This is a genomic window from Nocardia sp. NBC_01730 (assembly GCF_035920445.1).
Taxonomy (GTDB): Bacteria; Actinomycetota; Actinomycetes; order Mycobacteriales; family Mycobacteriaceae; genus Nocardia.
Genome location: NZ_CP109162.1, coordinates 3,095,406 through 3,108,466, shown reverse-complemented (window position 1 = coordinate 3,108,466; position 13,061 = coordinate 3,095,406). Strand labels below are relative to the sequence as shown.

Below are 13,061 nucleotides of genomic sequence, written 5' to 3'. Positions count from 1 at the left end.
GACTGTCATGTCGTGGGTGTGCTCTCGATGCCGCGCCACCCCAGCGGCAGTTGGACACGACGAGCGCGGATGTCCTCGATGAGGTCGGAGTAGCCTTCGCGGACTTGCCCCAGGTGGAACCATGCCTCGTGCCGGAGCTGCTCGTCGGTGATGTGCAGGACCGTCCACCATGCGTCGGCGTAGGTCTTGGCGACGTGACTGATTACTTCGCCCAAGGAATGGGTGTGGGTGCGCGCGATGGGATTACGGGGCACGTGGAACACCGCCCACGAGTCGATCTGCGCGATCACCTGTGTGATCTCCGCGCGGGTGGCGGCCTCATCCAAGTCGGTCGCACGCCTCGCCGGGTCCACCTGCCCGGGAATCAAGACTGCGTGAAGATCACCCAGCTCTCGTGCCCACCCGATCAACGCCGACCCATGCTCGCGGTGCCCGGCGATCGCCGTCAACAGCTGTTCGGGCGACAACAGCTCTGCAGGACCAACTGCATGCCCGCCCTGGACTCGCAGCACCGTCGCAGCCGTGATCGGCCTGTCGAAATCCGTTGCGTTGCGCCTCACGGCGCACCCGGGAATACGGTTGAAACCGCCTCGGCCGGGGCCCCGTATTGCGCGGGCAGGGTGGCGCGGGTGAACGTCCGCCCCCGGTCGATGACCCGAAGGACCTGCGCGGACAACGCTTTCAGACCGTCGGCGGGGACATCGCGACGTTGGCGGTTCTCCTCCAACTCGACTACGAGCAATCCGTCATCGCGGTGCAGCAGCCGGATGACCCCGTCGTTGCCGCCGGGGCCGAATCCGAGACCACCCGCCGCGACGACGGCGCGGTTGGCATCCTCCACCAGTTCCATGTAGAGCTTGTCGACCGGTTTTATCAGATGGGGCCATCCTCGCCGGGTTAGCTCTGCGACCATGTCGAACCTGGTCAAGGTGGCGATCGCATCCACCTGCGACTCCACAAGCACCCGCTCGCTCTGCCGGGCTGCGACTGGCGCGATCACGGTCGGTCGGTCGGCGACGGCGGGCTGGTCTGCATCGAGGTAGTAGATATGCGCTTGCGGCATGCGCGTGATGCGCTGGACCATCGCACGTCCGGATGGGCCGAGGCCAGTTAGATGGGCACGTGACGGCACGAGCAGGTGCCCGCCACCCCGGTTCTCGAGATCACCCATCACGCTCCACAGAACTTGCGTGCGTGGGGAATTCGGGTCGAACACCCGCCCCAGATCCACCCCCCATGCCTCCGCGACCTGCTCCAGGCGCAACATCACCCCGAGGACCGGGTCGCGAGCGTCGAGTTCTTCGAGCATCGAACGCAGCACTTGTTCCGGCGCGGTGGGTTCGAAGAACACCTGCCCGGCACCGAAGTCGAACGCTGACGCGTAGTCGTGCATCGTTATGCGGAGCTCATCGCGCGCCTGATCGGGAACCAACTCGGAGCGGGCGTAGCCAAACCACATTCCATCCACCTCCGCTAGTCGTCGTCGAGTCCGGCCGACAAGAGTGCTGCCGCGTGCGCCCACAGTTCCGGCGGCACCCGACACTGCTGGGTCAGCACCTCGCGGGCGGTTGCCGCGGTCAGTACCGGCTCGGTTCCCAGCACGGCAACCGTCTCCTTCGGTGACTGAGGCTGTGGTGTTCGCAGGTCGCGCATCGGAATACCTCCTTGTTTCTGGGGAACCCGGCGAAGTGGTGGCCTCGTCACCCTTGGACCGGCGTGACGGGGCTGGCGGTCGGAATCGGATAGGGGAGACCGCCTGGATTCGTGGTGCTTCAGATCGAAGTCCAACGGCGGTTGCCGGGTGCGAATCAAGCCTGGCCTGCGGCAATGCCGGGCGGAAGGCGTTGGATGTTGACAAAAGATCTGTCCACAGGCAGCGCCTATGCTGTGTGGGATGCTGGTCAGGACGGAGAGGGGCCATGGATACCGACTTCCAGACGGAGCTGGCCGTCCATGTTGCGCACGCACAAAGCGCCGCGCGGATACCGAGTCTGACCGTCGCGGTCGGCGTCAGCGGCGTGCCGCTGGCAATCGCGGCTTCTGGCTACGCCGACGTCGAGAACCGGACGCCGGCCACGGGTGACAGCCGTTACCGGATCGGTTCGATAACCAAGACGTTCACCGCCGCGGCCACGTTGCTGCTGGCGCGGCGCGGCGTGCTGAACCTTGATTCCACCGTCGAGCGGTACCTTCCCGGGACCTCATTTGGGCACATCCCGCTACGGATGTTGCTGTCCCACAGCAGCGGCCTGCAACGCGAAGCCCCACTGGACATGTGGGAGAGCATGCAGGGACCCTCGTCTACCGAATTACGTGACGCCTTCCACCACGTTGAACTGATCGCCGAACCCGGCCGGCGATGGCACTACTCCAACCTCGGCTACGCCGTCATCGGCCAGATCATCGAACGCGTCAGCGGACAGCCCTGCCACAAACTGATCGAGCAGACGGTGCTCGGCCCGCTCGATCTGAGCCAGACGAGTTGGACGCCGCCGCCGAACGCAGTCGTCGGGTACCGGCTCGATCCGCATATCGACACCGTGCACAGAGAACCGGTGATGGACCAAGCAGCAATCGGCGTCGGCGGCCAGATGTGGTCTACCCCAGGCGATCTTCTGCGCTGGGGACACGCCCTAGCTGGGGGCGAACCCGATGTACTTCCGGCAGCTGTCGTCGACAGCATGCACACGCTGCAGGTTATGGTCGACACTTCGGCCTGGACGCGCGGCTGGGGTCTGGGCCTTATCCTGCAACGTCGCGGCGACCGTGTGCTGGCCGGGCATACTGGCGCGATGCCGGGCTTCCAGTCAGCGCTGTTCGTGCATCGAGACAGCACGATCGTTGTCGCGGCATTGGCTAACGTCACCCGGGGAATCAAGCTGGCTGATCTCGCTGTCGAGCTCATCGAAGAGGTCCTCGTCTCTCAGCCTCCCCAACCATCCCGTCAATGGGAGCCGGCGCCCGTCTGCCCGGAAGAGATCCGGCCGCTGCTTGGAAGCTGGTGGTCGGAGGCCGACGAGACGGTGTTCCGATGGGACCACGACGGCCTGCACGCCAGCTTGGCCTCCGACCCGGCCAACAGCGATACCCGTTTCGCAGCCGAAGCCCCCGGACGGTTCCGCGCCGTTGATGGCCGACTGGCAGGCGAAGTGCTCATGGTCAGCGAAAGCAACGAAGGGATCGAAATGCGTTGGGCGACTTACCCGCTCACACGCACGCCCCGATGAATACCTCCAGCCGATCTGTGGTCGCCGCGACCGCGGGATCGCCGCATGCACGTAACTTGAGGTCGATCGAGCGGAACATCCGCACAACTCGCGGGGTGATCGAGTCGACGGCTACATAGTCCAGTGCCTGCTCTACGGTCGCTGCCGCCACGTCGTGTTCGCCCGTTCGAAGCTGCGCCTCGGCCTGCTCGAGCTGCCAGATGGTCCGGTTCCGCACGAATACCGTCGGACTGGTCGAGTCCTGTTCACGTAGCGACTCGATCGCTTGACGAGGTTGTCCGAGAGCTAACAGGCACGAACCGCGATGCCCGGCAAGAGCCGCATCGTCGAACACTTCCAGCCACACCGGGTCGGGCCCGTCGGGACGATGTCGGGACAGTTCGGTTTCTGCGTCGTCCAGCATCTGCTTGCAAAGTGCGGCTTCGCCCATTCGCGCGTGGGCGCGGGCTGCCATCGTCGTCACGAATGCGGTCAAGCGTCGATTGCCGCTCCGACGTGCCCACGACAGCGACGCGTAGGCTTGCTCGGCACCCTGGGCTGGATCACCGCACCAGGTGCTCATGAAACTACTGTTCGGACCGCCGACGAACGCGATCAAATCCAACGCGTCAGCCCGATTCGCTATCCGTCGAGCGTTGGTGAACGAGCGCTCGGCCAGGGCGACGCTGCCCCGATCGAACAGCATCCACCCGGAGAGCTGATGCGCTTCGGCAATGGCGCGCAACAGTGGCGTTCGCTCGTCTTCTTCGACCCGCGAGACCACTGCCTCTGCTGCGTTGGCGTGCGCGACGAGCTCGTCGAGCTGTCTTGCCGCCATCGTGTGGTCTGCTGCGCGAACATCGGCAATGAGATCCCGCAGCGACGGTTCGGCACTATCGGGTTCCAGCGATATCGGCAGCGTGCGCTGCCGTGCGACCTGGGTGAAGGGTTCGGCGAGCTGCCTGAGATCACCGTCCGCGCCGAGTACATGGTCGACCCGATCTATGAAGTCGGGCTGAGGTCGACGCTCAGCCTTCTCGATCCTTGCCAAAAGGTCGTGGCTGACCAGCAGCAACGGGGCAAGCTGCCGTAACGAGAGGCCGGCGGCCTTCCGACGAGCGCGCAGCTCGGCACCGAACAGCGCTTCCGCTGTCTCCCGTGGATCGAATCGATGAGGGGCTACACCCACGTCGCAATTATTGCCTGGTAGATCGCAACGCACCAACGATCGTGGTGGTTTTGCAGGGGAGGGTCACGAGCGGAGCTTGCAAGGTTCGTATGCCGCATGGGCAAACCGAGGACTGCTTTGCCAGGAATGTCTTTTCAACCCACCGGATCCATGACGAGAACGTTGTCGGCGTAGACCCCCACGGAGCGAGGTCGGCTCGGCCCAGAGTTCTTAGTCGAATACGACTGCGGCCGCGCCGTCCCATGCCTTCAGCCGCATCTGCGGATCCAAATGCGCAGCCTCGCCGCTCTCCTGGGCGGATTAACGGTCGCGGGGGGCGCCATCGCAGTTGAACAGGGTCTCTTGCCGCTGCATCGGATCTTATTCTTATTGACAGCGACGATCTCGGCCGTCGCCGTGACGCCGTATGCGCGGGAAGAGGGTGCAGTCCGAGCCGTCGACGTGCGCGGCGTGCGGACAGGAGTTCAGACCGAGGGCGATGCTGGTTTCGGTTCTCATACTGCCGGTCTCTTGATCACCGACAGTGCTTCGGTGCTGTCGATGAGTTGGCCTGCGCCAAGGAGTCGTGACATGTGCATCAGCGCAGAGTCGTGAATTTGCTGCGGCGGGTGGCGGCGGGCGTTGGAGGCGCAGGCATCGGTGATCACCCAGGGTGTCAGGTCGGCCTCGAAGATGTCGAGAGCGGTTTTGAAAATGCACGCGTCGGTGGCGATCCCGCACAAGTAGACGTCAGTGACGCCCAAGGTGGCAATCAGGTGTGCGGCTTCGGAAGTGAACGCCGTGTAGGTCGTCTTGTCGAGTAGGTGAGTTCGTGGGTCACGACAGTGGGTTTCGAGCTCGGCGACGATATCAGTGTCCGGGGCGTCCAGCAGCCCGCTCCACCCGACGAGTCGCTCGAATGGGGAACCGCGGTAGTTGAAGTAGCGGGTGAAGACCACCGGCGCATCGGTGTCGTACCACCGATCGACCAGCTGGGCGACGACAGGAACGACATGCGCGGAAGAAGTAGTGATGAAACCGTTCTGGACATCTACCACGATCAACATCCGCACATGGCGCGACCCGGCAGCCGGAGACTGATCCTTCAGTGAACCCACCTCACCCCGAATCCCTGAATGACGCTGACAACGAGGTCAAGGGTATCCGCGGCCCGCACCAGCCGGTCAAAAATCCGTCGACGCACCCGGGCCTGAATGAATACCGTTCCGACCATGTCTCCCACCACCGGCCAGACAAGCACGACGATTCGCATGCGACCGCTACGCATGTCGGATGAACAGGTGGTCCGCGCTGCACATCAGCAGATGGCCGAAATCGACGGGTTCAGCTTCGCTCTGGGTCTGGCCTCGACAATGGCGTGGGCGCAGTACCTTTCCGCGCTGTAGGACTATCGTCGCGGCGTCAACCTGCCCGTCGGCATCGTCGCTGCGACTTTCCTGGTCGGGACGGTCGATGATCAGGTGGTCGGACGCGCGGCTATCAGGGCACACCCTGAACGAGGCATTGCAACGTCGTGGTGGCCACATCGGATACGCCGTCCTCACACCATACCGACGTCGGGGTAACGGGACCGCCATCCTCCGGCAGAGCATCACGATCGCGCGCGCCCTCGGCATCGACCGGATCTTCATCACGTGCGACGACACCAACGTCGGTTCGCGACGAATCATCGAATCCTGTGGCGGCGAGCTGGAATCAGTCGAGCCATCGACCAACGGCACCCTCATCCGGCGGTACTGGATCAACTAACAGTACCGCAGGATAACCCTGTGGTCGTCGAATCGGATTGGGCTCGTCATGGGGGTGGACCAGGTTGCGGCGCGAGAGATGTTGGCACGACGACGAAATCTGTGGAATCGGTGTGTTGTGCCGAGCGGTACGCAAAGATCGCAGTGAGTCATTGGACCGTTGCGGAACTTGCTCGGCTCCGGCGCGACCTCACCAAGCGTGGGGCAACTGATCAGTTCGTATTCAAGAGGGGAGATTTCGTGCGTATCACCACTACACCTCGGCTGCTCGCGGTGGCCGCGTTGGCTGCCGCGCCGGTGCTCGGAACCGCCGCGACCGCCTCAGCCGCACCTACCCAGGGAACTTGGGACACCATCTACACCACGGTCCGATCCGGACTCTGCATCGGACGGATCGACCCCAGCATCGGTCACGGTGGACTAGCGAATGGGGCCGCCCTGTTCAATTTCCAGGCCACTCTGTGGGGCGTCGGTGACTGCCGGGTAACCATCACCGCCAACTGGAAAAACACCGACAACGGGCGTAGTGGGGCGGTCAGCCAGGAGATCACCGGACCGGGCTACCACCACTACGGCGCAGAGCCCCGGCTGTACCCCGGACCCGGCCACATCGCCGTGACGTTCACCATGGACGCCGCGTCGTTCCCCGCGCCCGCGCACGGAGAATGGACCATGCCCCACTATCCAGGCGACGGCAGCGACAACTGACCGAAAGCCAGACGCCCGCTGACGTAATCGTGCACATACAGCAGCGAGGCGGTGGCTGCTGACCAGCGCTATCGACGGATGCTGACCGCGCGGGCCCTGATTCCGGCGCCTTCGACCAGAGGCCCGGGTCGCATGTCGATGTGTTAAGCCTACAAGGAGGGTAGAGACGCAACCCCCGGGATCCACGAGTCGCTCTACCTCTGACCGCTGGTGCGACGAACATTCCACCGAACGTAGCGACCAGTCTCATCAACGTGCAGCGCCACCCGTATCCCTGTGGGCGGGCGGACGCCGGCAATAGGCGGGCAGACGACGCCTGTGGTGCCTGCGTTTTGTAGTTGAGCTGGCATGCTGGATATCCGAAACACGGACGGCCGAGGGTGCATTCATCGGAGCCTGATCTATCGGCTCGATCGTCGTTGTGTCGGTCAATCGGGCGCGTGTGGCGTTTTGTGGGTCAGCATCGATAGAGCGTGGTGGGATACGGGTGAGGCGAATACCGGGTGCGGATTGGGGTCGAGTCGGCGATTGGGGCCGGGCGGTAGGTCAGGCGCGCGCCGACCTCGAGCGTCGGGGATGCGCGGTGGTGTCGTGGATGGTGCCTGAGAGCGTGCGGTGTGCGGTGGCTGCCGAGGCGCTTGACTTGGTGGAGCAGGCGGGTGTGCGCCGTGATCTGGTGGTGGCGGAAACCGGGTTCACGCCGTGGCGGATGCGGAACGTGACGAGGGCAGAGATTTCCGTGGGTGGTTCGGTGGTCGAGCGAATTTATCGATCACCGGTGTTGCTTGCGGTGTTGGCGGATGTGGTCGGTGAGCCGGTGTTTCGGTGTCCGTATGAGCCGGAGCAGTTTGTGATCACACGGCTCGAAGAGTCTGGTGACACGCACGGTTGGCATTGGGATGATTACAGTTTCGCGCTGGTGTGGGTTGCTGAGTGCCCGGCGCCGGTTGATGGAGGGTTTGTGGAGTTCGTGCCTGACACGGTGTGGGATAAGCGGCAGCCGGATGTAGCGCAGATCGTGCGGTCTCGTCGAGGCTGTCGGCTGGAGGTTGGGGCGGGGGATGTGTATGTGATGCGGACGAACACGACGCTGCACCGGGTGGCTCCGATTCGCTGTGGCCGCCGCACGATTGTGAATATGGCGTTCGCTTCGGCGGACGAATTGTCCCGGCCGATGTCACACGAGACCATGGATGCCCTATGGGCACGGGGCATTACGAGTGAGGGGAACTGAGGAAGTGCAGCGCATCGAGTTGACGTCCGTGGACGGCGTCCGGTTGGAGGCTGTGGTGGATCGGACTGCCGTCACCCCGGCCCTCGGGTCGGTGTTGTTGGTCCACGGCATCACGGTGGACTTGGACGAGGGCGGTCAGATGTTCGTACGGCTCGCGCAGCGACTGACGTCGGCGGGCTTCAACGTGCTGCGGTTCTCCTTCCGCGGGCACGGAGCCAGCGGCGGCACCCAGGAAGGTGTGACCATCGCGGGGGAGTGCCTGGATCTGCAAGCCGCAGTCAACTACGCACGCGAACAATTCCCTCGGCAAGCGTTATCGATTGTCGCAGCCAGCTTCGGGGCTGTCTCGACGGCACTGTCACTACCGTGGCTGGCGGCTGGCTTGCACCGGTTGGTGCTGTGGAATCCGGTGCTGGACCTGAGGCACACGTTTCTGGAGCCTCAGCTGGCGTGGGGGGTGGAAAACTTCGGTCCTGAGCAGCAGAACGGCCTGCAGGACAAGGGGTTCTTGCTCGTGGATGGGGATTTCCGGCTCGGTCGTGTGTTGTTCGGGGAGTTCGCGCGGTACTCGCCGCGCGGGGAGTTCCTGGCAAGCGTGATTCCCGCGTTGATTGTGCACGGCGATCGCGACAGTGCCGTGTCCTACGAGATCGCCGCGGAAACGGCGCGAACCCGGCAGGCCACGACCCTGCACACGGTCGTCGGGTCTGATCACGGGTTCGATTCCCGGGAGCGGGAGGACGAAGCGATCGGGACGACGGTCGATTGGCTGGCCGAGCAGTGCGCTGTGATCCATTGAGGTTGGATCGGTTGTACGCACCGGTCCGATTCGGTGCCGCGGTGGCGGTGGGGGAGCACTGCGTTCTGGGTTATCCGAAGGAGTCCCGGATCCGCGATGCACAGCGGGGGCAGCCCTCCGTTGGCGAGCCGGTTGTCATCGGGGATCGCTGTCTAGTGTTCAACCAGGTCGTCGTCCATGAAGGCACTGTTCTCGGGGACGATTGCGTCGTGGAGGACCGGGCGCGGATCGGATATGGATGTGTGATCGGCGACCGCACCCGGGTTGTGCACGGCGCCTACGTGTGCGACCGGGTCGAGGTGGGCGCAGATGCGTGTGTCGCGGGATTCGTCTGCGATGCGACGACAATCGGTGAACGCTCGGGCCGCAGACCTCGACGGCCTGCCCGATCCGCGAAATCGTCGGCATCCCAGCGCCGGTGATCGAGGCGTGGTCGCGGCGCGAAACCGCGATCAAGGCGCGCGTGGGCCAGCTGGCGGCGGAGTTCCAACAGCGGTTGGGCCGCGAACCGATCTCCACAGAGATGTACGAGTTGGCGCAGCGCGCCACGCTGGAAACCCGCCCCGTCAAACACTCACTGCGGTCACTGGCCGAACAACACACCAGCTGGCGGGCCCAGGCAGTGGAGTAATACCGCCCGAACCGAACCCCCGGAGTCGACGGCTGCGCCAACGGCCCGGCCAGCACATCGAACAACATCCGCATCGGCGCGACCCCCACCCGACGGCGCAAGTCCCGCAACGCTTTCGCGGTCGGGGCGGGCACTGGTATCCCGGTCAGCGAGGCCGTGAGTTTGTCCCAGACCGTCCGATAACCCACCTCGGGGAACAAGCACATCGCCAGGAGGAAATAGACCCCGACCCGAGACGGGAGATCACGCAACCGGCGCTGCACCGACCGGGTCTCCTCGAGGACCGCGTCGACAAGCTCGAAGGGCACCACCACGGTCAACTCGCCCAGATGACCGGCAGCGAACCGGCCCGCGGCCACGGTCACCGACCGGGTGATCGCCGCCAACGCGGGAGGCAGGGGAGAATGAAACGGCAACGGAGCTCCTCGGCAACAGGCTGTCTTGGTCGACTACCTGAACCAACGAGCTCCGTTGCCCTATGCCCGAAATCCTCAAACCGCTTGCGCCACCAGCGAAAACACTAACTACACGGCCTTGGAGGTTCACCCCTGGAAGTGGACACCGAGTTAGCAGGATCGATGGTTCTGCTGGTAAGGATGTCCGTTATGCCTCCTCGCAAGCGTCGGTCGTTCACGGCCGAGTACAAGGTCGAGGCTGCTCATCGGGTGATCGATTCCGGTCGCTCGATCGCCGTGGTCGCTCGTGAACTCGGTATTCACGAGACCGTGCTCAGTACCTGGGTCAAAGACGAGCGGCGCCGGATCGCCGCGGCCGAGGTCGGCGGTGAGAAACCTCTGGACGCGGCCGAGCGAGCCGAGTTGCTGCGTTTACGCAGGCAAGTCGGCGAGCTGGAGAAGGACAATGCGTTCTTGGCAAAAGCTTCGGCGTACTTCGCCGCGATGCAGACCAACCGGCCCGGTTCGATCTGATGGTGAAGTACGCCGGCCCCGATGACATCGCCGAGACCGCGGGCACCAGCGCCCCGAGGGGCAACGATTCTCGATCCGTCGTATGGCGCGCCTGCTGGGAGTGTCGGCGTCGGGTTACTACGCGTATGTGAAACGTTGCACGGCAACGGTTTCGACGCCACGTCAGCGGCGTCGTGCCGATCTGACGGTGAAGATCCTCGACGTCCACGCCGAGTCCGACGGTACCTACGGCTCTCCGCGGATCACTGCCGAGCTACGCGCACGTGGCGAGGTGGTCAGTGCCAAGACCGTCGCGGCGATCATGGCCCGGATCGGGATCGAGGGCATCAGCCCACGCACGTTCAAGGCCCGCACCACGATCACCGATCCTGCCGCGTCGTTCCCGCCGGACCTGGTACGCCGCAACTTCGATCAAGGCCGCCCCGACGCGGTCTGGACGACCGATTTCACATATCTGACCTGCGGACAGGGCGACATGTACTTGTGCGCCATCCGTGACGGACATACCCGCCGCGTGCTCGCCCACGTCGTGGCCGATCACATCGGCGCCGACGTGGTGTGCCGAGCCATCGACCAGGCCGTAGCAGTGCGTGGGCATCCGGTGGAAGGGACCGTGCTGCATTCCGATCGTGGGGGCGAGTTCACCGCGGCGATGACAGTCAACGCCTGCCACCGCCACCAGCTGAAACGGTCGATGGGCGATACCGGAATATGTTGGGACAACAGTCCCGCCGAATCGCTCTGGTCGACCTACAAACACGAGTCGTACTACCGCCACGTCTACGCCACCAAGACCGAACTCGTTGCTGCGGTTGACAATTGGATCAACAAGTACAACCATGATCGACGGCACTCCGCCCTCGGGATGCTCAGCCCCCTACGCTACGAGCAATTCCTGACAGACGCAGCAAAAGCTGCTTGAACCCCTGTCCACTATTTGGGGTGAACCTCACAGGGCCGCGTGGCACAGGAAGGCTAGCGGCTCCATCCAGCGGGAGTGGTCCGCCGGGTGGGGCGCAGGGCGGCCACCGCCAAGTAAAACATCCTTGATTGCTTGGCTCAGGAAACCGCAGCTGAGCCGCTTCCATACCTGTGAAGGTGCTGGTGCGACAACACGGTCGGCTAGCGTGAAGCCTGATGGTCTGGCTGGCGGCACAAAATGCGGCACGACGCGGCCAGGCTGAGCCCACGACGACGATGTGCGGCCCGGTTTGCGAACCGTCAGGACGGGTCCGTTCCAGGCATGGCCAGGATTGCGTGGGCATTCGTTCCGGTCATTCCGAACGACGAGACGGCCCCATACCGGAAGCCGTCGTTCAGTGGCCACGGCTCGAGCTTCGATGCGAGGCGGAGGCTGCTGGCTTCCCAGTCCACTTCGGTGGTCGGCGTATCGGCGAAAAGGCTGGGCGCGATCTGGCCGTTAACGCCACACAGCAGCAGTTTGATCAGTCCTAGCATGCTCGCCGCGCCTTGGGCATGCCCAAGGTTGGATTTCACCGAACCCAGCAACGAGCCGCCCCGTGCCGGGTCGGTCAATCCGTATGTATTCTGCAACGCAGTCACTTCGACGCTGTCTCCAGCTCGTGTGCCCCCGCCATGGCCTTCAATCAATCTGACCTTCTCGGCAGCGATACCTGCGTGCGCGATGGTCCGGCGGATCAGTTGTTCCTGCGCCGCGCTGGGCACGATATGTTGCCGATAGCTGCTGTTGTGGTTGATCTGGGACGCCAAGAGCCTGCCATAGACCGGATGCCCCAGTCGGCGGGCACGGGATTCACGTTCCAGGACAACCGCCGCGGCGCCTTCGGCCCACACCGTCCCGGACGCATTGTCGGCGAAGGACCGGCAGTGGCCGTCTGTGGCCAGCTCGTCGACTTTCGCAGATTCGAAGAATGCCGACGGCTCACCCATAACAGACACGGCGCCCGCCAATGCCCATTCACACTCGCCATTTCTGATGGCGGCCGCCGCCAGATGCAACGCACTCAAACCCGACGCACATGCTGTATCCACGCTCACGGAAGGGCCACACAGTCTCAGATTGTTTGAGATCCATCCCGGAACCTCTGCAATGGTCGTGGCCGATGTCCGATACGAAGTTCCCATAAAGCAGCCGCCTGCCTCACCGGCCACACTATCCGGATTGATCTGCGCGTTCTCCAATGCCTGCCAGGACACCCTCTGTGCCGCACGAGCCTGCGCCCACGTAACCCCGAGGTATTCAGGGTCGGACATCGTCGCCTTTCGCAGGAAACCGCCCGCATCTGGAACCGCGAAACGGCCATCCGCCGATACACCGACCCGGTCGAGCGGCCACCCTCGATCGCGCGGGAACACGCCGATCAGTTCACGTTTCTCGGTCAGCGCACGCCAGAGCGACGCTGTATTGTCAACGCCTCCCGGGGCTTCGACGCCCATACCCGCGACCACAATGTGATCCCCGTCCGGTTCCATAAACTTACCCACTATCATCCTTCCAATTTCGCAAAGCGCGCCGGCGAGCCACCACTCAAGCGAGCCACACAGTGCAGGGCTCGCCGCAGCAGCCCGTGTCAATATCCCCCAAGGCTTGTATATTTTTTGGGCGTCCTGGCGGTGGCCGCGATAAAGTGCAGCG

General features: G+C 63.9%; 16 protein-coding genes and 2 pseudogenes. 10 read left to right on the top strand and 8 right to left on the bottom strand.

The window, feature by feature from the left end; translation table 11 throughout:
- Nucleotides 1–5 precede the first annotated feature (5 nt).
- From OHB12_RS11980 to OHB12_RS11970, 3 genes are read right to left on the bottom strand one after another with little or no spacing between them, the layout of a single operon-like run.
- Nucleotides 6–560 (bottom strand): hypothetical protein, encoded by a 555-nt coding sequence (locus OHB12_RS11980; RefSeq protein ID WP_327118965.1) that lies wholly within the window; start codon nucleotides 558–560, stop codon nucleotides 6–8.
- The gene (locus OHB12_RS11975) at nucleotides 557–1,459 is read right to left on the bottom strand and encodes a hypothetical protein (protein ID WP_327118963.1); all 903 of its coding nucleotides are present in this window, start codon (nucleotides 1,457–1,459) and stop codon (nucleotides 557–559) included. The genes OHB12_RS11980 and OHB12_RS11975 overlap by 4 nt, the downstream gene beginning before the upstream one ends.
- 14 nt (nucleotides 1,460–1,473) lie before the next feature.
- Nucleotides 1,474–1,653 carry a hypothetical protein gene (locus OHB12_RS11970; RefSeq protein ID WP_327118961.1) on the bottom strand — a complete coding sequence of 60 codons (180 nt, stop codon included), beginning with the start codon at nucleotides 1,651–1,653 and terminating at the stop codon, nucleotides 1,474–1,476.
- A gap of 266 nt (nucleotides 1,654–1,919) precedes the next feature.
- On the opposite strand from OHB12_RS11970, the gene OHB12_RS11965 reads away from it, so the two are divergent.
- Complete coding sequence (locus OHB12_RS11965) at nucleotides 1,920–3,227, top strand: serine hydrolase domain-containing protein (protein ID WP_327121044.1); 1,308 nt, start codon at nucleotides 1,920–1,922, stop codon at nucleotides 3,225–3,227.
- Here the strand turns inward: OHB12_RS11965 and OHB12_RS11960 are convergent.
- From OHB12_RS11960 to OHB12_RS11955, 3 genes and pseudogenes are all read right to left on the bottom strand, one after another.
- The gene (locus tag OHB12_RS11960) at nucleotides 3,208–4,395 is read right to left on the bottom strand and encodes a helix-turn-helix domain-containing protein (protein ID WP_327118959.1); all 1,188 of its coding nucleotides are present in this window, start codon (nucleotides 4,393–4,395) and stop codon (nucleotides 3,208–3,210) included. The two genes, OHB12_RS11965 and OHB12_RS11960, sit on opposite strands and share 20 nt — an antisense overlap.
- Nucleotides 4,396–4,532: 137 nt before the next feature.
- A pseudogene (locus OHB12_RS36270) lies at nucleotides 4,533–4,677 on the bottom strand (ATP-binding protein); the annotation flags it as partial.
- A 212-nt stretch (nucleotides 4,678–4,889) separates the two neighbouring features.
- Nucleotides 4,890–5,441, bottom strand: coding sequence for a cysteine hydrolase family protein (locus OHB12_RS11955; RefSeq protein WP_327121042.1), 552 nt, complete (start codon nucleotides 5,439–5,441; stop codon nucleotides 4,890–4,892).
- A 204-nt stretch (nucleotides 5,442–5,645) separates the two neighbouring features.
- On the opposite strand from OHB12_RS11955, the gene OHB12_RS11950 reads away from it, so the two are divergent.
- The 7 genes from OHB12_RS11950 to OHB12_RS11925 all read left to right on the top strand — a co-directional run bounded on the left by OHB12_RS11950 (nucleotide 5,646) and on the right by OHB12_RS11925 (nucleotide 9,515).
- Nucleotides 5,646–5,780, top strand: coding sequence for a hypothetical protein (locus OHB12_RS11950; protein WP_327118957.1), 135 nt, complete (start codon nucleotides 5,646–5,648; stop codon nucleotides 5,778–5,780).
- Nucleotides 5,781–5,847: 67 nt separating this feature from the next.
- Nucleotides 5,848–6,144, top strand: coding sequence for a GNAT family N-acetyltransferase (locus tag OHB12_RS11945; protein ID WP_327118955.1), 297 nt, complete (start codon nucleotides 5,848–5,850; stop codon nucleotides 6,142–6,144).
- 239 nt (nucleotides 6,145–6,383) lie between these two features.
- On the top strand, nucleotides 6,384–6,851 hold the full coding sequence (locus OHB12_RS11940) for a hypothetical protein (protein WP_327118953.1): 468 nt from the start codon (nucleotides 6,384–6,386) through the stop codon (nucleotides 6,849–6,851).
- A gap of 421 nt (nucleotides 6,852–7,272) precedes the next feature.
- A complete protein-coding gene (locus tag OHB12_RS11935) occupies nucleotides 7,273–8,085 on the top strand; it encodes a HalD/BesD family halogenase (RefSeq protein ID WP_442800017.1) in 813 nt (270 codons plus the stop codon).
- Complete coding sequence (locus OHB12_RS11930) at nucleotides 8,072–8,884, top strand: alpha/beta hydrolase family protein (RefSeq protein WP_327118949.1); 813 nt, start codon at nucleotides 8,072–8,074, stop codon at nucleotides 8,882–8,884. Before OHB12_RS11935 ends, OHB12_RS11930 begins: the two co-directional genes overlap by 14 nt.
- Nucleotides 8,866–9,306: a hypothetical protein gene (locus OHB12_RS36265; protein ID WP_442800085.1), complete on the top strand. Its 441-nt coding sequence runs from the start codon at nucleotides 8,866–8,868 to the stop codon at nucleotides 9,304–9,306. Before OHB12_RS11930 ends, OHB12_RS36265 begins: the two co-directional genes overlap by 19 nt.
- Entirely contained in the window at nucleotides 9,273–9,515 is a 243-nt protein-coding gene (locus OHB12_RS11925) for a relaxase domain-containing protein (RefSeq protein ID WP_327121040.1), read from the top strand. The genes OHB12_RS36265 and OHB12_RS11925 overlap by 34 nt, the downstream gene beginning before the upstream one ends.
- Before the next feature lie 68 nt (nucleotides 9,516–9,583).
- On the opposite strand, the pseudogene OHB12_RS11920 reads toward OHB12_RS11925, so the two are convergent.
- Nucleotides 9,584–9,874 (bottom strand): annotated as a pseudogene (locus OHB12_RS11920) (transposase domain-containing protein); the annotation flags it as partial.
- 246 nt (nucleotides 9,875–10,120) lie between these two features.
- Between OHB12_RS11920 and OHB12_RS11915 the strand changes: the two are divergent.
- Together OHB12_RS11915 and OHB12_RS11910 are read left to right on the top strand one after the other, a co-directional pair.
- On the top strand, nucleotides 10,121–10,444 hold the full coding sequence (locus OHB12_RS11915) for a transposase (RefSeq protein WP_442800016.1): 324 nt from the start codon (nucleotides 10,121–10,123) through the stop codon (nucleotides 10,442–10,444).
- Between the two features lie 73 nt (nucleotides 10,445–10,517).
- Nucleotides 10,518–11,366: an IS3 family transposase gene (locus OHB12_RS11910; protein ID WP_327121034.1), complete on the top strand. Its 849-nt coding sequence runs from the start codon at nucleotides 10,518–10,520 to the stop codon at nucleotides 11,364–11,366.
- A gap of 299 nt (nucleotides 11,367–11,665) precedes the next feature.
- Here the strand turns inward: OHB12_RS11910 and OHB12_RS11905 are convergent, their stop codons facing one another.
- Nucleotides 11,666–12,898: a beta-ketoacyl [acyl carrier protein] synthase domain-containing protein gene (locus tag OHB12_RS11905; protein WP_327121038.1), complete on the bottom strand. Its 1,233-nt coding sequence runs from the start codon at nucleotides 12,896–12,898 to the stop codon at nucleotides 11,666–11,668.
- Nucleotides 12,899–13,061: the final 163 nt, after the last annotated feature.